Source organism: Haloglomus salinum (assembly GCF_024298825.1).
In the GTDB taxonomy this organism is placed as follows: Archaea; Halobacteriota; Halobacteria; order Halobacteriales; family Haloarculaceae; genus Haloglomus; species Haloglomus salinum.
Genome location: NZ_CP101153.1, coordinates 2,434,937 through 2,459,301, shown reverse-complemented (window position 1 = coordinate 2,459,301; position 24,365 = coordinate 2,434,937). Strand labels below are relative to the sequence as shown.

21 protein-coding genes and 1 tRNA gene are annotated in these 24,365 nt (G+C 69.5%); 5 read left to right on the top strand and 17 right to left on the bottom strand.

Features of this window, described 5'->3' with window-relative positions:
- Positions 1-207: 207 nt before the first annotated feature.
- The 5 genes from NL115_RS11785 to NL115_RS11765 all read right to left on the bottom strand — a co-directional run bounded on the left by NL115_RS11785 (position 208) and on the right by NL115_RS11765 (position 7,757).
- On the bottom strand, positions 208-1,038 hold the full coding sequence (locus NL115_RS11785; RefSeq protein WP_254829559.1) for a M48 family metallopeptidase: 831 nt from the start codon (positions 1,036-1,038) through the stop codon (positions 208-210).
- Positions 1,039-1,210: 172 nt separating this feature from the next.
- On the bottom strand, positions 1,211-2,158 hold the full coding sequence (locus tag NL115_RS11780; protein ID WP_254829558.1) for an ABC transporter permease subunit: 948 nt from the start codon (positions 2,156-2,158) through the stop codon (positions 1,211-1,213).
- On the bottom strand, positions 2,155-3,174 hold the full coding sequence (locus NL115_RS11775; RefSeq protein WP_254829557.1) for an ABC transporter ATP-binding protein: 1,020 nt from the start codon (positions 3,172-3,174) through the stop codon (positions 2,155-2,157). Before NL115_RS11775 ends, NL115_RS11780 begins: the two co-directional genes overlap by 4 nt.
- Positions 3,175-3,612: 438 nt before the next feature.
- Positions 3,613-7,212 (bottom strand): DNA polymerase II large subunit, encoded by a 3,600-nt coding sequence (locus NL115_RS11770; protein ID WP_254829556.1) that lies wholly within the window; start codon positions 7,210-7,212, stop codon positions 3,613-3,615.
- A gap of 119 nt (positions 7,213-7,331) precedes the next feature.
- On the bottom strand, positions 7,332-7,757 hold the full coding sequence (locus NL115_RS11765; protein ID WP_254829555.1) for a PPC domain-containing DNA-binding protein: 426 nt from the start codon (positions 7,755-7,757) through the stop codon (positions 7,332-7,334).
- 702 nt (positions 7,758-8,459) lie between these two features.
- Here NL115_RS11765 and thiL point away from each other — a divergent pair.
- Positions 8,460-9,383 carry a thiamine-phosphate kinase gene (thiL, locus tag NL115_RS11760; protein WP_254829554.1) on the top strand — a complete coding sequence of 308 codons (924 nt, stop codon included), beginning with the start codon at positions 8,460-8,462 and terminating at the stop codon, positions 9,381-9,383.
- Positions 9,384-9,402: 19 nt separating this feature from the next.
- Here the strand turns inward: thiL and NL115_RS11755 are convergent, their stop codons facing one another.
- The 11 genes from NL115_RS11755 to NL115_RS11705 all read right to left on the bottom strand — a co-directional run bounded on the left by NL115_RS11755 (position 9,403) and on the right by NL115_RS11705 (position 19,997).
- A complete protein-coding gene (locus tag NL115_RS11755) occupies positions 9,403-9,660 on the bottom strand; it encodes a hypothetical protein (protein WP_254829553.1) in 258 nt (85 codons plus the stop codon).
- Between the two features lie 52 nt (positions 9,661-9,712).
- Complete coding sequence (gene argF, locus NL115_RS11750; RefSeq protein WP_254829552.1) at positions 9,713-10,627, bottom strand: ornithine carbamoyltransferase; 915 nt, start codon at positions 10,625-10,627, stop codon at positions 9,713-9,715.
- The gene (locus NL115_RS11745; RefSeq protein ID WP_254829551.1) at positions 10,620-11,732 is read right to left on the bottom strand and encodes a [LysW]-lysine hydrolase; all 1,113 of its coding nucleotides are present in this window, start codon (positions 11,730-11,732) and stop codon (positions 10,620-10,622) included. The genes argF and NL115_RS11745 overlap by 8 nt, the downstream gene beginning before the upstream one ends.
- A complete protein-coding gene (locus NL115_RS11740) occupies positions 11,729-12,856 on the bottom strand; it encodes an aspartate aminotransferase family protein (protein ID WP_254829550.1) in 1,128 nt (375 codons plus the stop codon). Before NL115_RS11740 ends, NL115_RS11745 begins: the two co-directional genes overlap by 4 nt.
- Before the next feature lie 61 nt (positions 12,857-12,917).
- On the bottom strand, positions 12,918-13,775 hold the full coding sequence (locus NL115_RS11735) for an acetylglutamate/acetylaminoadipate kinase (RefSeq protein WP_254829549.1): 858 nt from the start codon (positions 13,773-13,775) through the stop codon (positions 12,918-12,920).
- 190 nt (positions 13,776-13,965) lie between these two features.
- On the bottom strand, positions 13,966-15,003 hold the full coding sequence (gene argC, locus NL115_RS11730; protein ID WP_254829548.1) for an N-acetyl-gamma-glutamyl-phosphate reductase: 1,038 nt from the start codon (positions 15,001-15,003) through the stop codon (positions 13,966-13,968).
- A complete protein-coding gene (lysX, locus tag NL115_RS11725) occupies positions 15,000-15,869 on the bottom strand; it encodes a lysine biosynthesis protein LysX (protein WP_254829547.1) in 870 nt (289 codons plus the stop codon). The genes argC and lysX overlap by 4 nt, the downstream gene beginning before the upstream one ends.
- 153 nt (positions 15,870-16,022) lie before the next feature.
- Positions 16,023-16,187, bottom strand: coding sequence for a lysine biosynthesis protein LysW (gene lysW, locus NL115_RS11720; RefSeq protein WP_254821121.1), 165 nt, complete (start codon positions 16,185-16,187; stop codon positions 16,023-16,025).
- A 225-nt stretch (positions 16,188-16,412) separates the two neighbouring features.
- Positions 16,413-17,930, bottom strand: coding sequence for an argininosuccinate lyase (gene argH / locus NL115_RS11715; protein WP_254829546.1), 1,518 nt, complete (start codon positions 17,928-17,930; stop codon positions 16,413-16,415).
- A gap of 4 nt (positions 17,931-17,934) precedes the next feature.
- Positions 17,935-19,170 carry an argininosuccinate synthase gene (locus NL115_RS11710; protein WP_254829545.1) on the bottom strand — a complete coding sequence of 412 codons (1,236 nt, stop codon included), beginning with the start codon at positions 19,168-19,170 and terminating at the stop codon, positions 17,935-17,937.
- Between the two features lie 428 nt (positions 19,171-19,598).
- On the bottom strand, positions 19,599-19,997 hold the full coding sequence (locus NL115_RS11705; RefSeq protein ID WP_254829544.1) for a dihydroneopterin aldolase family protein: 399 nt from the start codon (positions 19,995-19,997) through the stop codon (positions 19,599-19,601).
- A 123-nt stretch (positions 19,998-20,120) separates the two neighbouring features.
- Here NL115_RS11705 and NL115_RS11700 point away from each other — a divergent pair, with 123 nt between their 5' ends.
- The 4 genes from NL115_RS11700 to NL115_RS11685 all read left to right on the top strand — a co-directional run bounded on the left by NL115_RS11700 (position 20,121) and on the right by NL115_RS11685 (position 23,019).
- Positions 20,121-20,726 carry a translation initiation factor IF-2 subunit beta gene (locus tag NL115_RS11700; RefSeq protein ID WP_254829543.1) on the top strand — a complete coding sequence of 202 codons (606 nt, stop codon included), beginning with the start codon at positions 20,121-20,123 and terminating at the stop codon, positions 20,724-20,726.
- Positions 20,727-20,795: 69 nt separating this feature from the next.
- Complete coding sequence (locus NL115_RS11695) at positions 20,796-21,587, top strand: homing endonuclease associated repeat-containing protein (RefSeq protein ID WP_254829542.1); 792 nt, start codon at positions 20,796-20,798, stop codon at positions 21,585-21,587.
- A gap of 70 nt (positions 21,588-21,657) precedes the next feature.
- A tRNA-Gln gene (locus tag NL115_RS11690) sits at positions 21,658-21,732 on the top strand.
- 132 nt (positions 21,733-21,864) lie between these two features.
- Positions 21,865-23,019, top strand: coding sequence for a pyridoxal phosphate-dependent aminotransferase (locus NL115_RS11685; RefSeq protein ID WP_254829541.1), 1,155 nt, complete (start codon positions 21,865-21,867; stop codon positions 23,017-23,019).
- A gap of 71 nt (positions 23,020-23,090) precedes the next feature.
- Here the strand turns inward: NL115_RS11685 and NL115_RS11680 are convergent, their stop codons facing one another.
- Entirely contained in the window at positions 23,091-24,281 is a 1,191-nt protein-coding gene (locus NL115_RS11680; RefSeq protein WP_254829540.1) for a DUF3592 domain-containing protein, read from the bottom strand.
- Between the last annotated feature and the right edge of the window lie 84 nt (positions 24,282-24,365).

The following is a 24,365-nucleotide window of genomic DNA, read 5'->3' as shown; positions in this document are numbered from 1 at the left end:
GCATACCGCGCCGAAGGCGCGGTTTCACCGGCACGAGAGCGCGAAGCGCTCGAGTGCCGGCATTTTTTCTGAACGTTTTGTGCCGTCATCAGAACGCGAAGCGTTCTGATTGTCCGTAGAATCGCGAAGCGATTCCACGACGCCGAGTGGTGGCCGATGACGGCCGGAGGCCGCCGAGGACACCCGAAGCGTCAAAAAGGCTCGGGGTCAGGCCCGAAGCCGCTCGATACGCTTCTCCATCGGCGGGTGCGTCGAGAACACCTTCTCCAGCAGGCCGCGCTCGGAGTTGAAGATGCAGAGCGCGCTCATCGAGTCGTCCATCTCCATCTCGCGGCCCTCGGAGCCGCGGGATATCTTCTCCAGCGCCCGCGCGAGCGGGTCACCCGAGCCGATGGCCTCTTTCGCGTCGGAGTCGGCGACGTACTCCCGGTAGCGCGAGATGGCGAGGACGAAGACCATCACCAGCGCGTTCGCCAGGGAGGAGGCGACCATCGCGACGATGAACGAGCCGATGTTGCGCTCGCCGCCCATCAGCACCGCGAAGTAGGCGACGTAGCCGACAATCATCCCGATAGACTGGCCGATAACCATCGTGATCACGTCGCGGTTCTTGATGTGGGCCAGCTCGTGGGCGATGACGCCTTCCAGCTCGTCGCGGTCGAGCATGGCGACGAGCTCCTCGCTCACACAGACGACGCCGGCACCCTTCCGGCCGACGGCGAAGGCGTTGGGGACGCCCATCCGCATCCGCATGACGGTGGGCTCGGGGACATCCATCTCCTCGGCGAGCTGCAGCGTCATCTGCCGGACCTGGCCGTACTGGCCGGTCGCCTCGGCCGGAATCTCCTCGGCCTTCCGCGTCGCCAGCCACTTCCCGAGTTTGTACTGGGCGGCCGGAACGACGAGGATACCGACCGCCAGGACCGGCAGAAGCGGCAGCCCGGTTGCCGCCGCCACGAAGGTGCCCGCGGCGAGGTAGAACGCGAACAGGATCGTCCCGACGACGACCATCCGCAGTCGCAGTCCGAAATCTGTCATGTACCCAGGGGTAGGCCACGCAGGGTCATAAACCGCGTGGCCCAGGCACCATATCAAGACTAATACGGGCCGAATAAATCAACTAGGAGGCCACATATAGATATATTCACCAATAAACGAACCGAATGGCGAGCTTTTTCTCGTTATCTATCAATTCCCCGGCGTGTGCCGCTCAGAGGTCGGCCGACCGGAACAGGGCATACCCCACGAGGAGCGGCACGACCAGCCACAGCAGCAGGTAGACCACGACGGCCGCGTCGGTGAGGTAGAACGGAATCCCCTGCTGGCTGAGTTGCTGGGCGTACACTCGCTGGAGGAGCCCCGCCTGGCGTGAGAGCTGGATACCACCCGTGACGGCGGCCCGGGCGCTAGCCGTCGAGTCGGTGACGAGCGAGGCGACGAGCGAGTTGTAGGCCCCGAGCGGGTTGAGGAGCTTCAGGGTGATCGAGGCCTTGAGGACGGTCGCCTGGCCCCAGTCGAGGGTGTTGGCGAGCCGGCTCACGAGAGGGTCGACCGCCTGGTTCCAGAACACCAGCAGGCCGATGTAGGCGCCGACGGTGCCGACCACCGCGCGGCGGCCGGTGGAGGCAGCGGCCGAGATGCCCACCGAGAGCGCCACGAAGGTGACCGCCAACAGCCCTGTCAGGAGGATGAACCCGAGGAACGTGGCCGGCTTGAGCGAGACGCCGGTGAGCGGGAACACCAGCATCGACAGCAGCAGGCCCCCAACCGCAGGGAGACAGACGACCGCACCGCGGCCCAGGAGCTTCCCGACGACCACGTCCCGGCGGGAGTGGGGCAGCGAGAGCAGGAGCTTCAGGGTCCCGTCCGTCCGCTCGCCGACGATGGCGCTGTAGGACGCGACGAGTGCGACCACGGGGACGAGCAGCGTCACGCCCGAGGAGAGGACCCGAAGGAACGTGTTCGAGTCCGGGCTGCCGCCACCGCCGCCCTGGGCGGGCGCGTTGCCGGCCTGCTGTGCCGCCTGCGAGACCGCGTCGGCGAAGAAGTACGCACCGAACACGAACAGCCCGACGAACAGCACGGAGACCAGCAACACGCCGCGCGACCGGATGGCGTCCTCGAAGTCCTTGCGCGCGATGGCGAGCACCGAGTTCACGCGGTCTCACCCCCCTCGTCGCCCACGGACCCGTCGGGGTCGGCCTCGTCACCCTCGTCGGCAGCGGTGGCGTCCTCGGCGTCGCTGTCACCGTTCTCGGCCTCGTCACCCTCGGTGTAGGCTGCGAACAGGTCCTCGAGCGAGGTCTCGCGGGTCTCGAAATCGACGACCTGAACGCCGGCCGACTCGAGCGCATCCAGTATCTCGGTCTTCCGGACCTCGTCCCCCAGCGTGACCGTCACCTGCGTGCCCGCCGCCCGGACCTCGGAGACGCCGGCCAGGGCCCGCACGTCGTCGAGCGCCGTCTCGGAGGCCTCCGATTCGGTCGAAACCTCGAGCGCGCTCTCCGCGCCGCTGGCCTCGCGCAGCCCCTCGACGGAGTCGACCGCGATCATCTCGCCGTCGCGGATGATGCCGACGCGGTCACAGACCGCCTCGACCTGCCCGAGGATGTGCGAGGAGAAGAACACCGTCGCACCGCGGGCGGCCTCCTCGCGGACCACCTCGCGCATCCGGCGCGCGCCGTTGGGGTCCAGTCCGGTCGAGGGCTCGTCCAGTACCAGCAGCTCCGGCTCGCCGACGAGCGCCATCGCGAGGACGAGCCGCTGTTTCATCCCGCGGGAGTAATCCCCCGCCGGCCGGTCGCCGTCACCGTCGAGCCCGACCCGCTCCAGCAGTTCGTCGGGGTCGTCGGCCGCGTCCTTCGAATCGATGGCGAACGCGAGGTGCTTGCGCCCGGAGAGGCGGTCGTAGACGCCGAACCCCTCGGGGAGGACGCCGACGCGCTCGCGAACCGCGTCGCTCTGCTCGCGCCGGACGGGTTCGCCGAGCAGGCGTACCTCGCCGTCGTCCGGCCGGACGAAGTCCAGCAGGACGTTGATCGTCGTCGATTTGCCCGCCCCGTTCGGCCCGAGGAACCCGAACACCTCGCCCTCCTCGACCGTCAGCGACAGGTCGTCGAGGGCCGTGAGGGTCCCGTATCGCTTGGTGACCCCGTCTAATTCGATGGCGGCCATGTACCCCCGCTTGCACCCTCCTCCTTCAAAAGGTTCCACACTTGCCGTGTGATGTGGTAGCGTGTTCGGGACCGGTGTGCGCTTCCCATGCGGTGGCCGCTTCGACTCCGCTGACCGTAGACCGTCTGCATACCGCGCCGAAGGCGCGGTTTCACCGGCCGGAGCGCCCGGAGTCCTCGTGAGCGAAGCGAACGAGGGCCGTGGTAGAGCTTGCTCTGGCTGAGGGCGCGGAGGCCGGCCTTTTTTCTGAACGTTTTTTGCGCCGAGTGGATTGTCGGCTACGCCGACAATCTATTAGCTGGCGGCGTAGCCGCCAGCCGGTACCCGCAGACCGGCGGCCTCGCCGTCCTCAGAACCGCTCCGCGGTTCTGATGGGCTGCGAGAGCTTCGCTCTCGCGAACGCCGGTCAAGCGGTACCCGAGGCGTAAAAAAGCTCGTTCACATGAAGTCCGCGATGCCTGACTGCTTGTTGTGGTCGTTCTCGAAGATGGATTCGAGCGCCTTGTTCAGTATCTCGAGGCGCTGTTTCGTGTACGGCCGGGCGCCGTACTCCTCGGCCACGCGCCGGGCGGTGTCCATGTACTTGTTCACGGAGCCCTGGTAGACGGTGAGCGAGACCTCGCCGCCGCACTCCCGGCAGTCACCCGAGAGCGGCATCCGGCGGTACTTCTCCCCGCAGTCCCGACAGCGCGTCTCCTGCCGGCTGAACGCCCGGAGGTTCCCGATGAGGTCCGGCAGGAAGTGGTACTCGATGATACGCTCGGCCACGTCGGTCTCGTCGACCGCCCGTATCTTCCGGGCCAGCTCCAGCTGGCCGTCCATCTTCTTGTCCATGTCGTCGAGCGTCTTGTACGCCGAGAGGTCCGGGCCGAGCGCGATGTCCGTCGTATCGTGGGTGTGGTCGAACCCGCGGTACTCCTCGTCGGTGCCGAGGGTGGACTCGGCGATCTGGACGTCCACCTCCTCCGGGTCGGCCATCTCGCGGGTCGCCTCGTAGAACTCGCGGGGGTACGAGGTGACGATGTCCATGTTGTGCGCCTCGTCGTCGATTTCGGAGGGGTCGATGCGCGAGGACATGACGAGGGGCGCGTCCATCCGTCCACCGCGCTGATTCGGGAGATATTTCCGCGAGAAGTTGAGAAGGCCGTCCATAAGTAGCATAACACAGTCTTCATCGCCGTCACAGTTGCGCCTCTTCGCTGCGTGGAAATATGGGTGGGCATAACCGACCGCAGCACTCGTGAACCCGACCACCCGCCCGACCACGGCCGCGGAGGTGTGTGGCGCCATCCCGAACACGAGTTCCCCGACGAGGTCCTGCCGTTCGTCCACGTCGTAGAACGGCTCCGTTCCGTAGTACTGGGTGAGCAGGTCGTCGACGAAGTCCGCCGTCCGGAGCATGTGCTCGGCCGCGCCGTCCGAGAGGACGATGTCCTGCACCTTCAGCTCGACCAGCTGGTCGTCGTGGCGGAGCGGCTGGCCGTCGATGTCCTCGTGGTAGCCGAGTTCGCGGAAGTCCTCGGCCGTCACGTCGAGTTCCTCCGGCCGGACCGACGTGACCGGGAGGTCGGTCATGTCGTAGCGGACGGTGCCGTCCTTGAACACCGAGACGCCGTTCTTCGCCCGGAGGATGCCCTTCTCGACGGGTTCGGGGACCTTCTCCTCGGAGGTGAGTCCCTTGACCGCTTTCAGCGTCCCGAAGGCGTTCTCGCGCTCCTTGACGCTCTCCATCGCGCCACGATACTCGTCGTTGGCATCGAGCGTGACGTACTGGGTGGGTGAGGCGAGCGTCTCGCAGCGCGGGCACTCCGCACGACCGGATTCGTCGGGGACGACCTCGCTGTCGCAGTCCGGGCAGACGTAGACGGCGTCGGTGACGGCGTTGCAGTCCGGGCAGCGCGCACGGAAGGTCTCGGTCCGGCAGTCCGGGCACTCCCGGCGTGCGAGTTCCACGTCGACGCGGCCCTGCGGATGCTCCATCGTGGGCGCGTACTTCGCGGCGTCGGCGAACGAGCGCTGACTGCCGCCCGCCTCGCCGATGGGGAACAGCGTGTGGACCGCGGGCGAGAGGTCGCGGCTCTCGGACTTCTCCGGGCGGCCCATCCGCGCGCCGATGCGGGTGGGTGCGCGCTCGCGGAGCGCGAACGGGGCGACCGCGTTCGCAGCCTCGATTGCGTTGTCGCCGCCGTCGTACTCGCGGGCCTCGGACGGGAGGTCGTCGAGCGTCCACGTCCGTTCGAGCCCCTCGGTGAGTCCGAGCGAGCGCACGAGCGGGAGCGCGTCCGGAACCGTCAGCGTGTCCTCGCCCTGCGTGTGCTCGACGAGAAGGGCCTCCAGTGCGTCCGTGGCGAGGTCCGAGCGCGGGAGGACGAGGGTCCGACCCTCGCCGCCGGCGACGTCGCGGCCGCCCGTCCCGGAGTCGTCGTCGGGCATCGCCAGCCCATCGGCCTCGGCCCAGGAGCCCTCGCTCGCGGCTGTCGCGAGCGCGTCGAACGCCTCGACGGAGATGTCGTGCCAGCAGGGGGTGTAGGTGGGGTGGAGTGGCGCGTCGTACGTCGTCGCCCACTCCAGCGCTTCCGCGGCCGAGGGATGCGCGAGGTCGACGTGCGGGTCGTCCTCGAGCGCCTGTACGTCGGCCTCGGAGTCCCGCATCTCGTGGGTCCACCACTCGACCGTGTAGGAGGCGGGCGCGAGTGGATGGTTGTTCTCGACGAACTCGCCGTAGTTGACGAGGTACTCGCCCAGGTCGAGGATGGCGTCGACGCCGTTGCGTATCTCCCTGGCCTCGTCGACATCGTCCACCCGCCGGACCTCGCCGTTGGCGAGTTTGACGGTCGGCCCCTCGATGGAGTCGACGGGGACGACACCCGCCGCCTTGCCGGGGCGCTCGGTCTTGATCTGGGTCCCGGTCGCGAGGAAGTCGTCGACGAGGTGCATCGTCGCCGGGTGGACGCCCGCTGTCGCGAACCCGTGGTTGCGCGCGCGGCCGTAGCGCAGGCGGAAGCCCCCCGCCTCCGACGGGTGACCGAACACGGGCCGGCCAGCGATGAGGTCGCGCAGGAACTTCTTCGACTTCTCGACGCGCGGCGGGCCCGCGGGGCCGTCGGCTTCGGGGTCGGCGTCGTCCTCGGCCGCCTCCTCCCCCTCACCGTCGTCGTCGGCCTCCGTCTCGGCCTCGTCGCCATCGCCCTTGTCTTCCTTGTAGTTCCCGTCGATGAGGTCCTGGAGCCACGGCCAGTCGACCTCGTCCAGCCCGCGCGTGTAGCGCTGTATCTTCGGGGCCTTCAGCGCGATACCCTCGGCGAGGACGAGACACATCCCCCCGCGAGCGTTGTTGGTGTCGACCCGGTCGAGGTCGCGAAAGCCCGAGACCTCCTCGTCGCCGGTGGCCTCCCCGTCCAGCATGATGGGGAGGTTCTCGGCGATGAACTTCGTCTCGGGGTCCTTCGGGGTGTACTGGAGCCCCGTCTCCTTGTCGTAGAGGCCGATCTCCTCGGCGTAGCGCTCGACCTCCGCGTCCCGCGCCCGGTACTCCTCGATGCCCAGCAGCGCCCGGGCGTAGTCCGCAACCAGCACCGAGAGTGCCTGTGCCGTCCCGCCCGCAGAGCGGATGGGGCCGGCGTAGTAGACGTTCACGAACTCCGTGCCGTCGTCGTTCTCCAGCAGTTCGACGCGGTCGATGCCCTCGATGGGCGCCGCGACGACCCCCTCGGTGAGGAGCGCGACCGCCGTGCGGACCGCGCCCTCGACCTTCCCGGCGCGCCCGTCGTAGTCCCCGACGTTCCCGTCGACGAAATCGGTGACCAGTTCCAGCGCCGCCTCCTCGCGGGACATCTCCCCCTCCAGTTCCCGGACCCGCTCGGCGACCCCGTCGATGCCGAGGATGTTCTCGACCCGGTCGGCCATGTCCTTCGCGACCGGAATCTCGATCTCGGTCGAGGGGTCGCCACCCCGCTCCTTGGCCGCGCGCGCCGCGGCGAAGGCGTCGTCCAGCTGGTCCTCGATGCGCTCGAAGTAGCGCTCGTCGGCCTCGCGCACTACGACCGCCCCCAGATATTGTATCGTTGTATCACGGTTTCGTCGATTATCCAGTCAGTTCAAGTCGTATGTCGTTCCCACGCCGTTTTCCGCCCACATTTCCAGGTTATTTCCCGTCCTCAGAGCCCGCCCCACAGGTCGAGGTCGGTCGTCTCGTCGTGCTCCCGGACGAGGTCGGTGTCGAACTCACGGACGTACAGTTCGCCGGCGAACGTCGTGGCCTCGTTGAGGTGGCCCGCGACACAGGAGCCGTCCTCGCGAGAGAGGACCATGTGCGTGTGCGCGAAGCGTTCCCCGTCGAGCCACGAGACGTTGCCCGTACACGAGGCGACCTCGAACGGCTCGTCGAACCGTTCGGGGTAGTACTCCTGCTCGTCCTGGTCGTAGAAGTATATCTCCGCGTCCTGCACCGCCCCGAGGCCGACGAAGAAGGCCGCGTCGATGCCCTCGTCGGCGGCGAATTCCTCGATCTGCGCGCGCCAGTCCCGGCCGTGGTCGAGTCGGGCGACGAACTCCCGGGCGCCCTCGACCTGACGATAATCCATGTCCGGCCGGTGGGCGGGTGCCGTCTAAAGGTGTTCGGTGGCGGAGTGGAAGTGGTGGGTGTACGGGGATGGTGGTGACGGCGACGACGGGAGGCTGTCGAAAGCCCCCGGCCGCTTTCATTCCCACCCGACGTGGCCGGTGTCATGGGCGCGGCGCCCCTTCCCTTCCCCAGGTCGCGCGGCACTCGGGCCGTCCGGCCCTCGGCACGCGCTCCCGGCCGGGTGGCGGTTGGTCGGCCGGCTGGTTCCGCGACCAGGAAGCGCGCCGTCGCCCCCCGGCTGAGACCGCGAGCGAAAGCGAGCGTGTCGAAGCCTCGCGGCGACGGCGCGGGGAGGTGTGGGGGCACCCTGCTCCGCTGGAACCACCACCCGCGAACGCTCGGTGCCACAGGCAACAGGGCGGGACTGAAAGGGGCCGCCCGGCTGGCGGCGAAGCCGCCAGCTACTAGATTGTCGGCGGAGCCGACAATCCGCCTCGACCCAGCCCCGGCGACGTAAGCACCGCAGCGCGAGCGGAGTGAGCGCGAGGAGCGCAACGAGCCGCGGCTGGTCGAGCGGGCGGGGGCTTTCTATCGGTTCTCTCGTTGTCGTCTCCGCTGTTCCAGAGAGAGCAGGCGGAGAATTTGGACACACGGGTACCGTCTCGATTAACTCCACCTCCTTGCCGGCATCCCTTTACCCCGCGCGCCCCCTCCTCCGACGATGACCGAGTCCGGGAGCGACCCCGACCCCGACACCCCCCTCGACGAGCGCGCTGCCCTCGCCCTCATCGCGGACACCCTCCCGGCCGCGGGCGACGACGCCGCCGTCGTCGACGGGCAGGTCCTCACGACGGACATGCTCCACGAGACGACGGACTTCCCGGACGGGACGACGCGCTACACGGCGGGCTGGCGGGCGGTCGCGGCCTCGCTCTCGGATGTGGCCGCGATGGGCGCGGCCGCGACCGCCGCCGTCGCGGTCTACGGCGCGCCCGAGTTCCGCCCGGACGAGGTGCGCGAGTTCGTCCGCGGTGCCCGCGAGGTCTGCGCGGCCGTCGACGCCGAGTACGTCGGCGGCGACCTCGACGGCCACGACGAGTTCACGGTCGCGACGACGGCGCTCGGCCGACTCGGGGAGGCGGGACCGGTCCGGCGCTCCGGCGCAACGCCGGGAGACGCGCTCTGCGTCACAGGCGAGCTCGGGCGGTCGGCCGCGGCGCTCCGGCTGTTCGCCGACGACCCCAAGCGCGCCAACGACCTCTTCCGGTTCGAGCCGCGCGTGGCTGCGGGCCGCGCACTCGCACCGCGTGCGACGGCGATGATGGACTCCAGCGACGGCCTTGCGCGCTCGTGCCACCAGCTGGCCGAGGCCTCGGACTGCGGTATCGCGCTGGAGGGCGACGCGCTCCCCATCCACGGCGCCGTGGCCGACGTGGCCGCCGACGCGGCCGACGAACGGGAGCTGGCGGCCTTCTTCGGCGAGGACTTCGAACTCGTCGTCACGGTGCCGGAGGCGGCGCTCGCGACCGCGCGCGATGCGTGCCCGGTCGCGCTGACGCGGGTCGGAACGGTCGTCCAGGCCGACGCGGGGCTCACCATCGACGGCGACCCGCTCCCGGACCGCGGGTACACGCACGGCGGGTAGCTGGCCGGGACCGCCCACCCTACGCGAGTTGCCGTGCGCGGGCGACGACGTACAGCAGGACGACGGCGGCGCCGACCGCGAGGACGAACTGCCCGAGGACACCGAACAGGACGCCGAGGAACTCGTTTCCGCCGACGCCGAACTGGAGCGCGAACGGAACGAACGCGACGAGGGTGACCAGGGCGACGAGTTTGGCGACGGGAACGGCTTCGTACAGTAGCTGGTCGGTGTCGAGGCTCCGGTCGGTCGAGTCGAGGAACGGCGGGTCAGAGGGCATCACCGAACGGTCCGGGCAGACGGACAAGAAAGCCGCGTTTCGACCGCGTCGGTCAGTCCAGCCAGGTCATGAGCCCCTTCTGGGCGTGGAGCCGGTTCTCCGCCTGGTCCCACACCAGGGCACGGTCGGACTCCATCACCTCGTCGGTGATCTCCTCGCCACGGTGGGCGGGGAGACAGTGCATCACCTCCGTGCCCGGGTCGAGCAGGTCGTCGTCCACCTGGAAGCCACCGCGCTGGAACCGCTCCAGTTTCTCCGCGCGCTGGTCCTCCTGGCCCATGCTGACCCAGACATCCGTGTAGACGATGTCGGCGCCCTCGACGGCCGCCTCGGGGTCGTCGGTGGTCTCGGGCGGCGTCCCGAGTTCGGCCGCCCGGTCGAGCACTTCGTCGCTGATGGCGTACTCCGGCGGCGTCGCCACCGTCAGGTCGAGGTCGACCATCGCCGCGCCCAGCACGAACGACTGTGCGACGTTGTTGCCGTCGCCGACCCACGTGACCTCGGCCTCGAAGTCGCCGAACCGCTCGCGGATGGTGAGCAGGTCCGCCAGCGTCTGACATGGATGGGCGTCGTCGGTCAGGCCGTTGACCACCGGGACGGTGGCGTACTCGGCCAGTTCCTGTATGTCGGCGTGGTCGAACACGCGAGCCATCAGCAGGTCCACGTAGCGCGAGAGCGCGCGGGCGGTGTCCTTGACGGGTTCGCCGTGCCCGAGGTGGATGTCGTCCGGGCCGAGGAAGATGGCATGGCCACCCAGCTGGGTCATCCCTGTCTCGAACGACACCCGCGTCCGCGTCGAGGGCTTCTCGAATATCATCCCGAGCGTCTGCCCAGAGAGGAGCGGGTGGTGTTTCCCGCGGCGCTCGCGCTCTTTCAGGTCGGTCGCGCGGGTCAGCACCGCGTGCAGTTCCTCGGTGGTCAGGTCGTCGATATCGACGAAGTTGCGTGGCTCGGTGTCGTCAGTCATCGTGGGAGGGGTCGCTGTCGGCCGCGTCGTCGGTGAAATCGCTCGCGACGTGTTCGAGCACCGCGACGGCACGGTCCAGGTCGCGCAGCGGCAGGTGCTCGTTCGGCGCGTGGTCCAGGTCGGAATCGCCGGGGCCGTAGGTCGCAATCGGACAATCCCACGCGCCGGCGAAAACGTTCATATCGCTGGTGCCGGTCTTACGCAGGAGCCGCGGGTCGCCGCCCACGTCGCGGATGGCGACGCGGAACGCCCGCGCCACGTCGGTCCGCGGCGAGACCATCACCGGCTGGACGGCGTCCTTCCAGTTGATTGTCCCCTCGTCGAGTTCGGCGACGACGGCCTCGCGGACGCCCTCGACGGTCAGCGACGGCGGCACCCGCAACTGGACGTCCATCGTCGCCTCCACCGAGAGGCCGTCCTCGGTGAGGCCGCCGTCCATCGCGACGGGCTTGGTCGTGACCTGCTCGAAGACCGGTTCGTACTCGTCGGTCTCGTAGCGGTCCTCGACGCGGGCCCACCAGCGGATGGCCGACTGGATGGCGTTGGCGTCCTCGCGCGAGGTGTGCCCGGACTCCGAGGTGCAGACGTAGCGGCCCGCGGTCAACCCGCGGTAGCCGAGCGTCACCCCGTCCCAGCCCGACGGCTCGCCGTTGACGACGGCGTCGGGCGCCTCGCGGTCCTCGACGAGATGACGCGCACCCCGGGAGTCGACCTCCTCGCCGACAACGCCGACGAAGGAGACGCCGGTGCGGACCGCGGCGACGGCCATCGCACACAGCGGCCCCTTCGCGTCGACGCTGCCCCGGCCCCACAGCACGTCGCTCTCGTCGCCCTCGCCGGGTTCGACGCGGACGGGGATGTCGCCGGGGACGGTGTCGACGTGCGAGGTGAGCAGGACGCTCTCGTCCGCGGGCGCGCGGACGTTGCCGACCTCGTCGGTCCACGCCTCCCGACCGTGAGACTCGAAGAACGCGACGAGTTCGGCGGCCGCGGCCGACTCCTCGCCCGTCGGAGAGGGCGTATCGACCACGCGTTCGAGGAGGTCGCGCGCCTCCTCGTCGACGGGCACCGCGGCCTCAGCCGGCGCTTCGGCGGCGTCGCTCACGCGATGATCGCCTCCAGCGCGTCGACGACCTCGTCGGCGTGCTCGCGCTCGATGGTGAGCGGCGGCAGCAGCCGCAGCACCGTCCGGCCCGCGGGGAGCGCGAGTATCTGGTGTTCGATGGCGAGGTCGCGCAGCAGGCGGTTGGCCCCACGTTTCACCTCGATGCCGACCATCAGGCCGTGCCCGCGCACGTCGCGCACCTCGTCACCGAGGCGGCTCTCGACCTCGCCCATGAGGTAGTCGCCCACCTCGGCGGCGTGCTGGGGGACGTTCTCGCGCTGGAGCACGTCCAGCGTGGCGCCCGCCGCAGCCGAGACGACCGGCCCACCCGAGAAGGTGGAGCCGTGGTCGCCGCAGTTCTCCGCGACCCACTCCTTCACGACCGTCGAGCCGATGGGGAGCCCGCTACCGAGGCCCTTCGCCGTGGTCAGGATGTCCGGGACGACGTCGTGCTTCTCGGCGGCCCACATGTGGCCGGTACGCCCGAGCCCCGTCTGTATCTCGTCCAGCACCATCGCCGCGCCGTGCTCGGTCGCGGTCTCGCGGACCGCGTGCAGGTACTCGGGGTCGGCGGGGTTGATGCCACCCTCGCCCTGCAGCGGTTCGAGGATGACCGCGGCGGTCTCGTCGTCGACGGCCTCGGCCATCGCGTCGGCGTCGCCGTACTCCACGAACTCGACGCCGCCGGCCAGCGGCTCGAACGGCTTCTTGTACTTGTCCTTCCAGGTGGCCGCGAGCGCGCCCATCGTGCGGCCGTGGAAGCCACGCGTGGTCGCGACGAGTTTCTCGTTCCCCGTCGCGCTCCGGGCGAACTTCAGGGCGGCCTCGTTCGCCTCGGTCCCGGAGTTGCAGAGCCAGACGTAGTCCAGGTCGCCCGGCGCAGAGTCCGCGAGCGCCTCGTACAGTGCGTCGCGCACGTCGGTCGGGTACGAGGCCTGGACGTACATCAGGTCCTCCAGCTGGCTGGTCGCGGCGTCGACCACCTCGGGGTGGCAGTGGCCGACCGGCGTGCAGGCGTAGCTGGCGCCGAAGTCCAGATACTCGGTCCCGTTGGCGTCGTAGAGGTGGACGCCCTCGCCGCGTTCGATGCGGATGGGCTTCTCGGAGAAGACGAATCCGGTCATGCGTACGTGTGGCGGGCCTGCGTTATCGAACCTGTCGGTCCGTGACAGTGCTGCCGGTCGGTCATGTCTCGTCCCCCTCGGGGAGCGCGCGCTGCAGGACGTGCGTGCCGCCGCCCTCCAGCGCCGCGCGGACGGGGCGGTCGGCGTTGGCCGAGGCGACGACGACCTCGGGGGACCCACCCTCGAGCGCCTCCGTCGCGGCCATCACCTTCCGGCTCATGAACCCCTCCGCCGCCGATTCGAGTTCCGCGAAGTCGTCGGCGGTCTCGACCGTCTCGATGCGCGTCGAGGCGTCGTCGGGGTCACGGTAGACGCCCTCCACGTCGGTGAGCGAGACGAGCGTCGCGCCGAGCGCGCCCGCCACCGCCGCACTCGCGCGGTCGGCGTCGGTGTTCACCGCAACACCGTCGTCGGCCAGCATCGGCGGCGACGCGACCGGCGTGTAGCCGTCATCGAGCAGCGTCTCGAGCAGGTCACCGTTGACCTGCTTGATTGTGCCCGAGTGGTCGCCGCGGCGGATCTTCTTCTTCCCGTCCTCGACGACCCGAACCGCGGACTTGCGCGAGCCCGTCAGGAGCCCGCCGTCCACCCCGGAGAGGCCGACGGCGTCGGCGCCGGCGTCGCGCAGGCCCGTCACGAGGTCGGTGTTCACGAGGCCGGCCATGGCCATCTTGAACACGTCCATGGTCTCCTCGTCGGTGAAGCGCCCGACGACACCCGAGGGGGTCTCGACGTACTCGGGCTCCATCCCCATCCGTTCGAGCGTGTCGTCGACCGCCGTCGAGCCGCCGTGGACGACGGCCATCTCGACGCTCTCGTCCACGAGGTCGGCGATGTCGGCCAGCGCACCCTCCGGTTCGACGGCCTTCGCGCCGCCGATCTTGACGACGACGCAGTCGTAGTCTGCCACGTCGCTCACGCCGCCTCACCTCCGTGCACCGTGGCTGGCGTGCGGGGTGGTCGAGCAGCCGCTCGTGGACTGACTGGTCGCCCAGATACGGGCGCCCCAGGGCTGCTCGTCGAATCGTTCGTCGTAGAACACGCGTTTTCGTCGTGAAGTTGCATCGTTTTCGAAAAATTCCGCACGCTTTGCAGTTGCGTTGCTGTCCTCAGGGTGCGCCGATGGGATGGAACCCGGTGTGCTCCAGCCCGGCGGTCTCCTCGAAGCCCAGCGCGACGTTGGCGGCGTGGACCGCCTGGCCCGCCGAGCCCTTCATCATGTTGTCGATGGCCGAGAAGACGACGAGGCGCTTGTTGCCGGGGTCGATTTCAAATCCGACCTCGGCGAAGTTCGAGCCCGCGACGGCCTTCGGCTCGGGGTAGCGGTAGACGCCACCGCCGCCGGCGGCCATGCGGACGAACGGCTCGTCCTCGTACTGGCCCCGGTACGCCTGCCAGAGGTCGCCCTTCGAGACGGGCCCGTTCGGGAAGATATGGCAGGTCGCGCTCGCGCCGCGGATCATGTCCACGGCGTGGACGGTGAACGAGACGCTCGTGCCGAGGTACGCCTCTATCTCGGCCTCGTGACGGTGGCCGGTCGGCGCGTACGGGCGGACGACGCCCGAGCGCTCGGCGTGCGAGGAGGCCGCGCCGCCGCCGGCGCCGCCCTCGCTGGACCCGACCTTGATGTCGATGACGAGCTGCTCGTCGCCGTCGAGGATGCCCGCCTCGAACAGCGGGAGCAGGCCGACGATACTGGCGGTGGCGTTGCAGCCACCCGCCGCGATGAGGTCGGCACCCGGCAGGTTCTCGCGGTTGAGTTCCGGCAGGGCGTACTCGGCCTCGTCCAGCAGTTCCGGCCGCTCGTGGCCGTCGTAGTAGTCGTCGTAGTACTGCTCCTCGGGCAGACGGAAGTCCGCCGAGAGGTCGACGACGGTGCCCGCGGCGTCGCGGAACTCGTCGACCTGGCCCATCGAGACGCCGTGGGGCGTACACGCGAACAGCGTGTCCACGGACTCGAGGTCCTCCGGGTCGGAGAACCGCAGGTCCATGTGGCGCAGGTTCGGGTGGCTGCCGCCGACGGTCTTGTTCGCCTCCGAGCGCGAGGTCGCCTGCACGACCTCGAACTCGGGGTGGCCGTCGAGCAGGCGCAGGAGTTCCCCGCCCGTGAAGCCGGTGCCGCCGACGACGCTGGCGGTCGTGGTCATGTCTGGACCTCCGCGGTCTCCGTGTCGGCCTTCCCCTCCAGCCAGTCGACGACCGTGCCGGGCACGTCCACGTCGGCGACCTCGTTGAGCGCCTTGAACTCGACCGTGTGGTTCACCTCGTGGACGGTGTAGTTCTCGCCCGTCTCCATGAGGTCGACACCGAGGAGGCCGTCACCGACCGCGGCACTGGCGCGCTCGACGAGGTCGCGCATCTCGTCGGTCACCTCGATGCGCTCGGTGGTGGCACCCTTCGCGGCGTTCGTGAGCCAGTGGTCCGAGGAGCGGGCCATCGCCGCGACCGGCTCCCCGTCCGTCGCCAGGACGCGGATGTCACGGCCCGGCTTCTCGACGAACTCCTGGATGTAGAACACCTTGTGCTCGTAGTGGCCGAGCGTCTCCTTGTGTTCGAGGATGGCCTCGGCGGCATTCCGGGAGTCGATCTTCGCCATCAGGCGACCCCACGAGCCCACGACGGGCTTCAGCACACACGGGTAGCCGAAGTTCTCGATGGCCTCCAGCGCCGACTCCTTGGTGAACGCGACCGTCGTCCGCGGCGTCGGCACGTCGGCCTCGGCGAGGACGAGGCTGTTCCGGGCCTTGTCCGCGCAGATGGCCGCCGTCCGCGGGTCGTTGACCACAGGCACGTCGTAGTGGGCGACGAACTCCGTGGCGTAGCGCGAGCGACTGGTCGCGAGACAGCGGTCCAGCACGAGGTCCACGTCCTGGAACGCCTCGGGTGTCTCGTGGACGTCGAAGTGCTCCTTGCGGACATCGACCTTCGTCACCTCGTGGTCGCGGTCGCGCAGTTCGCTGAGCAGGAGCTTCTCGTCGCGCCGGATGCGCGAGTACAGCATGCCGACCTGCATCAGCAGTCACCTCCCCGGGAGGTGGTGGCTACTGCTGCCGGTGGCGTCGGTCGCCCGGCGCGGTCGCGCCGGGCCTGCGGGGCGGCACTGCCGCCCCTTGCGAGCGGCGGAGCCGCGAGCAGGAGGGCACGAATCGCGCCGGGCACGGTCATCTTACTCCCCCCAGTCCTCCTCGAGTTCGGGTGCCGTGTCCAGCTCGACGGGGTCGTCGTTGACCACTTCGAGCTCGGCACCGCAGGTCGCACAGTCGACGATCTCTCCGACCTCGAGGTCGTCGTGCAGGTCCACGTCGGCCCCACACTCGGGACAGTCTACCATTGTACCCGTACCTGGGGGCCTCGCCACTTAAGCATGTCGAACTTGTCGAAAAGATGGTATAATCGCACCGTCCGCTAACAGTCCGCAGAACGCCCATAACCCCACTCCAGCAGTCTGTATCAGATAGTTGTCAGTCACCGCGGCGGGGACGGCGGCGGCGCCCGTGGCCCGCCGGGTGAGGGCCGTACACCGCGGGCCGGACGGGTGGCCACCGCGTGGTCACCCTCAGACATAGTCCGCCACCTCCGCGGCGAGTCGGTCGGCCGCCTCGTCGAGCGTCTCGCGACGGGCTCTGAGTGTTGCACGGTCGGCCGCGAGGCGCTCGGCGGCGCGTTCGTGTGCGTCCGCCATCGCCGCGGGTGCGGGCCCGCCACGGGAGTCACGCATCGCCACGCTCTCGGCCGGGTCGAGCGCACGGCGCACCTCGTCGGGGTCGACGTACTCCGCGAGCGGCGCGTCCAGCACGTCGGCGGCGACGCGCTCGACGGTCTCGAAGTCGTCTCCCTCCTCGGCAGCCCGCGCGACCACCTCGTGCGCGGTGCGGAACGGCACCCCGGCCATCGCCAGCAGGTCCGCGACACCCGTCGCCGTCGAGAAGCCCTCGCCCGCAGCCTCGGCGAGCGCGGCCTCGTTCCAGTCCGCGGTGGCGACGGCGCCGGCCGCCACCTCCACCGCGTCGAAGACGGCGTCGGCCGCGTCGAACGCGTGCGGGTGGACCCGCTGGAGGTCGCGGTTGTACGCCCGGGGCAGCCCCTTCAGGCTCGTCAGGATGGCCTGGAGGTCGCCCGCCGCGTCGCCCGCGACCGCGCGGACGAGTTCCAGCGTGTCGGGGTTCTTCTTCTGGGGCATGATGGACGACGTCGAGGCGTAGTCGTCGTCCAGCTCCACGAACCCGCGGTTGGCGAAGACGACGAGGTCCTCTGCCAGTCCGGACAGGTGCGTCGCGAGCGTCGCGAGCGCACTCGTCGCCTCAAGCAGGAAGTCCCGCGCCGAGGACGCGTCCATGCTGTTCTCGACGAGGCCGTCGAAGCCCAGCAGGTCGGCCGTCCGCTCGCGGTCGATGTCGAACGGCGTCCCGCCGAAGGCAGCCCCGCCCAGCGGCGAGCGGTTGGTGCGCTCGAACGCGTCCAGCAGGCGACCCGTGTCACGCGCCAGCGCGCCCTCGTACGAGCCGAGCCAGTGCGCGACGGTCGTGGGCTGTGCGGGCTGGAGGTGGGTGTAGCCGGGCGCGAGCGTCTCGCGTTCGGCGTCCATCGCCTCCAGCAGTACGTCGCGCGCGGCGAGGACCGCCTCGACGGTATCGAGCAGGTCCTCGCGGAGGCGGTACCGGATGCACGTCGCCACCTCGTCGTTGCGCGAGCGCGCGGTGTGCATCTTCCCGCCGACGGGACCGACGCGCTCGATGACGGCCGTCTCGATGGCGGCGTGGACGTCCTCGCCGCCGTCGAGGGCGGCGTGGCCGGCCCCTTCTACGTCCGCGAGGGCCCCGAGTATCTCGCTGGCCTCGTCGTCGCCGATGATGTCCTGCTCGGCCAGCATCACCGTGTGCGCGCGGTCCACCGCGAGGTCCGCGGCGAAGATGCGCTCGTCCTGCGCGAGCGAGGAGAGGAACTCGCGGGCGGGGCCGCCGCTGAAGCGGTCCCGGCGGACGACATCGTTGCCGTCGCTCCCGCCATCGGTGGCGACCGCGTCGTTCGTGCCCGTTCCCGCATCCACGTCGTCCTCGTGCTCGCGCCAGGTCATCCGTCTACTCGTCGTCCTCGTCGCCTCCGTCGGCGAGGGGCTGGCCAGCGTCGGCGGCCTTCGTGACCTTGTTCGAGAGGCGCTGCTGGAACCCGTGGTACTTCGCGACGCCGGTGGCGTCCTTCTGTTCGATGCCGCCGATGACGTCCTCGGTGTTGAACGAGGCGGCCTCCGCGGAGTAGACCGCGTACGGGCTCTCGCGCCCGACCGGGCGCGCCTGGCCGCCCTCCAGGCGGACGGTGACGCTGCCGGTGACGCGCTGCTGGGTCTCGTCGATGAATCCCTCCAGCGCGCGGACGAGCGGCGCGTCGACGAGGCCCTGGTACCCCTTCTCGGCCCACTCCTGGTCGATGTAGTTCTTGAACTGGCGCTCCTCCTGGGTGAGGACGAGCGACTCCAGCGCCTCGTGCGCATTCAGGAGCGTCGTCGCCGCCGGGTGCTCGTAGTTCTCGCGCACCTTCAGCCCGAGCATGCGGTCCTCCATCACGTCCGTGCGGCCGACGCCGTACGAGCCGGCGGTCTCGTTCAGCGTCTCGATGAGTTCGACGGGGTCGAGGTCGTCGCCGTCGAGGGCGACGGGGTAGCCCTCCTCGAACTCGATGATGAGTTCCTGTGTCTCGCTGCCCGGGGCCGAGGTCCAGTCGTAGATGTCCTCGCTCGGGACGTGGCTCGGCTCCTCCAGTTCGCTCCCCTCGACGGAGCGACTCCAGAGGTTGGTGTCGATGGAGTAGGCGCCGCCATCGCCGCCCTCGACGGGCAGGTTGCGCTCGGCGGCGTACTCCTGTTCCCACTCGCGGGTCAGGCCGAGTTCGCGGACCGGCGCGATGACCTCGAGGTCGGAGTCGCGCCAGACGGCCTCGAACCGGAGCTGGTCGTTGCCCTTCCCGGTGCAGCCGTGGGCGATGCCGGTGCAGTCGTTCTCCTCGGCGACCGCGAGGATGGCCTTCGCGATGACCGGGCGCGCGAGCGCCGTCCCGAGGGGGTAGCCCTGGTAGGTGGCGTTCGCGCGGATGGCGTCCATACAGAGGTCGGCGAACTCCTCCTGTGCGTCGACGACGTAGTGCTCGAGGCCGAGCGCCTCGGCGGTCTCGTGGGCCTCGTCGAACTCGTCGGCCGGTTGCCCGACGTCGACGGTGACGCCGATGACCTCGTCGTAGCCGTACTCTTCTTCCAGCAGCGGAACGCAGACGGTGGTGTCGAGCCCGCCGGAGAACGCGAGCGCGACTTTCTCGTGTGTCATGGATGTGTGGTGCGTGCGGTGTGTGATGGGTCGTTCGATATCCGCGGCCGCGCCACGAGCGAGTGGCGCGGCCAGGGAGCGATGCGGTCGTCAGGGGAAGTGAGAATAGTCGGGCCTAACGGCCCGGTCGCGGTCGTCGCGGGGCGAAGTGACGGATGGCGGCGCTGCCGCCATCGAACGAGACTGCGGGCACGCCCGCAGTCCGGGCCCCGGCGCTCGGGGCGACCGAGCACAGGGGGGAGTCCGTCGTCATCGTGAATGATTCTGGGCACAGCGCTCTACTAAACCCTTTCGTGACGGCCGCTCCCGTCAGGTGTGGGACCATCCCACACCCCGAAACCGGACGGAAGTGGAGATTATCGATAGGTTTCCGAAGCTCGCCGATTGTTCCAGAGGTACGCAGGCTACTCGCCGAAGATTCCGAAAACTCAGGACTCCTCGACCGAGTCCACCGACATCAGCGGGTAGCCGTCCTGCATCGCCATCTCGGTGTGGACGGTCACGTCCCCGTACTCGATGCGCATCCGGACCTCGGAGAACCGGCCGGTCCACTCGGTGTAATCGGCGCTGCCCTCTGCGAGCGCGGCGGCGAGTTCCTCGTCGCGCATCTCGACGGCCACGTCCTCGCAGTGGGGCTGGTTCTCGATGCTCGCCTCCATCGCGGTCGCCAGCGCGTCGGCGCTGTCGGGCGACAGCGGTGTCCCGGCGAACTGATGGTAGAGCGAGCCGAACTTCACACCCGCCTCGAAGCACGCCACCTCGCGGTCGGTCGGCTGATTCTCGTCGGCCCGCGGCGCCGACCCGTCGGCCGGCAGGTCGTCGGTCATACGGGCCGGTCGGCCGGGACCGACAATAACCGTTGGGAGCCCCGGAACCGTGTCGTTCGGGGCCACGCGGCCCGTCAGAGAGCGACACGGAACGCGTATACGTTCGCACGGACTCACTCGCGTATGGACTACGAAGCCTCACTCACCAGAGCGCTCGACGCGCTCCCCGAGCGGAGCGCGGAGAGCTCCCGCCTCTCCGTCCCGGACCCCGAGGGCCAGGCCGACGGCGCCTTCACCCGGTTCACCAACCTCGACGATGTCGCCGACGCGCTCAGCCGCGAGACCGAGCACGTCCACTCGTTCGTCCAGCGCGCGCTCGCGACGGCCGGCCAGCTCAGCGAGGGCGTCGGCCGCTACAACGGCCGCTTCGACGGCGCCGACTTCGACGCCGCCATCACCGACTACATCGAGGAGTACGTCCGCTGCTCGGAGTGTGGCCTGCCGGACACCCGCATCGTGAACGAGGACGGCACGCAGATGCTCCGCTGTGACGCCTGTGGTGCCTTCCGCCCGGTCTCGAAGCGCCGCTCGTCCAGCCAGCAGCAGGCCGACGCCGTCGAGAAGGGCGGCCGCTACACCGTCGAGATCACCGACACCGGCCGCAAGGGCGACGGCGTCGCCAAGCGCGGCGGCTACACCATCTTCGTCCCCGGCACCCAGGAGGGCGACGTGGTCGATGTCTACATCGAGAACATCTCCGGCCAGCTCGCCTTCGCGCGGACGGAGTGACCTGAACGCCCGTTCTAGTTCCGCGGCGGTCGGCCGATACTTTTCTCCGATGACGTGGGCACCGACGGCATGGCGACGACGCCGGAGGAGTGCCTGGACGCGCTACGAGAGGCCGCCGAGCGACTGGAGGAATCGCCGACGAAAGCGGCATACGAGGAGCTTGGACTGCAGCCCGCGTCGGCGACGATCATCCGACAGGTCGGGGGCTGGAACGTGGCGAAGGAGCAAGCGGGCCTGGAAACGAACGCCTCCACAGGGTCCAGGGTGGGCCCCAGGCCCGACGATGTGAACGTGACCGACGAAGAGTGGGCTGAGCTGTCGGTCGACCGGCGCTGGGACTATCGGAACCGCGAACGGAACGCCCAGTTGACCCTGAAGCGACGCGCACGGCACCGGGCGTGGGTGAACGAGCGGAAGGAGGAACGCGGCTGCCGACGATGCACAGAAGACGACCCCGCCTGTCTGGACCTCCATCACACCGACCCGGCCGCGAAGGAGCGCGCCGTCGGGAAGCTCATCACCCACGGCCACGGCCGGGAGCGGCTCCGGGAGGAACTCGACGCCTGCGAGGTGTTGTGCGCGAACTGTCACCGGCGGGAGCATCACGACACGGCAACCGACGGCCTGCGGGGTTGGGTCCACGCCCACAAGGCGACCCGTGGGTGTGGGCGCTGCGACGAGGACGACCCGGTGGCCCTCGACTGCCACCACGACGGAGCGAAGCGGACGACCGTCGCCCGGTTACTGGCGAACGACCGACCGTACGAGATAATCAGAGAGGAGATCGCCCGCTGCGTCGTCCTCTGTGCGAACTGCCACCGGCGGGAACATCACGAACCGCCAGCGCCCGATGAACACTGAGAACCGGGAGCCAGTAACGGGACTCCGCAACACTCATATATCGATGTCCGCTAGCGATGTCTGTAGACGCAGTCCATTGGGGTAGATCGGCCAATCCTGTTGCCTTCTGGGGGCAACGACCCTGGTTCGAATCCAGGATGGACTATAACTCTTTAACTTCACATTTTACCGAGTTATTCGGCATCGTGAGTCCGGCGTCACGACCGTCGTGACACCAGTCCGGGAGGAGTTCTCCCCCACGAACCAACCCTTTACCCGCACCCGTCCAATCACGCCCGTGCACGAACCGACCGAGCGGGTGCAGCGGGCCTCACGCTCCCAGATACGGGTGATGTACGACCTCGCGGAGGCGGCCGACCGCGACCTCGTCCGGCTGGAGGTCGGCGAGCCGGACTTCGACACGCCCGAGCACGTCATCGATGCCGCCGCGGCCGCGGCCCGGGACGGCGCGACCCACTACACGCCGAACGCGGGGACCCCCGAGTGCCGGCGGGCCATCCGGGACGCGATGGCGGCCGACTACGGGGTCGAGCATACCATCGACGAGATCGTCGTCACGGTCGGCGGGATGGAGGCGCTCCACCTGGCGACGATGGCGGTCGTCGGCCCGGGGGAGGAGTTGCTCTATCCAGGGCCGGCGTGGCCGAACTACGAGACGCAGGCGTTCCTGGCCGACGGACAGCCGGTCGAGGTCCCGATGCCCGCCGAGACGGGGTTCGCCCTCGACCCGGACCGGCTGGTCGAGCGGATGGGTCCCGAGACGGCGGCGGTCGTCCTCACGACGCCGTCGAATCCGACCGGGCGGGTGTTCGAGCCCGCGGCCATCCGGGCGGTCGTCGAGGCGGCCGCCGACTGCGGGGCGTACGTCATCGCCGACGAGGTGTACGCCGGGTTGACCTACGACCGCGACCCGCGCGGCGTCGCGGCACTCACCGGGCACCCGCCGCACGTCCTCACGGTCGGCTCGTGTTCGAAGACGTACGCGATGACGGGCTGGCGCCTCGGCTGGCTCGCCGGCGACCGGGCCGTAATCGACGAGGTGACGAAGGTTCGCGAGTCGACGACGGCCTGCCCCTCCAGTGTCGCCCAGGCGGCGGCCATCGAGGCGCTCACCGGGTCACAGGAACCGTTCGAGGCGATGTACGAGGCGTTCGCGGAGCGGCGTGACCTCGTCGTCGACCGCATCGCCGACATCGACGGCCTCTCCGCGCCGCGTCCGGAGGGGGCGTTCTACGCGTTCCTCGACCCCGATGTCGACGCCGACGCCCTCTCGTTCGCGAAGTACCTCCTCCGGGAGCACGGCGTCGTGCTCGCGCCGGGCAGCGGCTTCGGGACCGCCGGCGAGGGACGGCTCCGGCTCTCCTTCGCTGCTTCGAAGGAACGCCTCCGGACCGGCCTGGACCGCATCGCCGCCGGCATCGCGTCGTACTGACATCGGTCGCCCGGCATCTCGCTCGAACGCTCGCACATCACCGGACGGGCAGCGGTTCCGGTGTCGTGCCCTCAGCCGAGCACGCGCTGGAGCAACCGCTCCAGCGGCAGCCGGTCGAGGAACCGTTCGACCGGCGCCGGGAGACCGGTCGTCAGGGCCATCAGGACCGTCAGCCCGGCCGCTGCGAGCACGACCAGGAAGAGTCCTCCGAGGACGCCCCCCGGCTGGAGTACCGAGCGGTCCGGGCGACGGGGGTTGTAGTGGACGGTCACCTCGCTGTCGGTCGGGTACGCCTCCAGCCACTCGCGGGCCCCGGAGCGGGAGCTGAACGACGGACCGCTGCCGACGGCGATGCGGGAGCTGACGTACGTGGTGCCGTCCACCTCGTACTCGTACCGGAGCTTCGGGCTGTAGCTGGTCGAGCCCCCCTCCGAGGAGGTACTGCTCGTGATATCCTGTCCACGGACGACACCGCTCGTCGTCGGCCAGCGGTAGGTCCGGAGCCCCTTCACCATGGTTCGGAGGCCGAACAGCAGGAACAGCCCGCCGAAGGCGAAGACGAGGGTCACCGGCGGGATGTCGCCGGCAATGGCGGTGGGGATGCCGACGGGGACGTCCGCCGCGAGCACGATAGCCGGGACGAGGAAGACGACGGAGCCGACGAGGAAGAACAGCAGCCGCGTCGACCAGGTCCACGTCCGGAGGAACGACCGCGACGGGTCCGCGGGGTCGTACGGGACCGTCACGCGGGTGTTCTCCTCGTAGCTGTCGGCGATACGCTCGGCGTAGCGGCGGCGGCGGATCGGCCCGTCGAACGGGGACACCCGGACGTTGACGTAGGTCTCACCGTCGACGCTGTACTCGTAGCGGACGAACGGGACGTAGCCGCCAGATGTCGAGCCAGTCGTGGTGAGGCCGCCGAAGCTGTCCCGGAGTTCGCGCAGCGTGAACACCCGCGACTCGAGGACGACGGCCTCGGTGGTCGGCCACCCCCGGGCCGCGAGCGCCGTTCGTGCCGGGGCGAGGCCCACTGCCAGGGCCACCAGCCCCATCATGGCGAGGAAGGCGCTGAACGGCCCGAACAGGACCCACCACCCGACCAGCAGTCCGATCCCGACGACCAGATACCGCCAGTCCAGGCTGGGCCGGCCCTGGTACACATCCGCCAGCCGGTCCTCGACGCTGGCGCTCCCGTGTCCTGTACCCCCCGTCCCGGCGCCACCCTCCGTCCCGGATGGCTGTTCCCGTGGTTCCCCTCTCATCTCAGGTTGTCCTTGCGAACCATGGGTGTTAAATCATGACACGATGTGGGTGGAGAGCGGCGAACACCCGCGGATACCGCGACG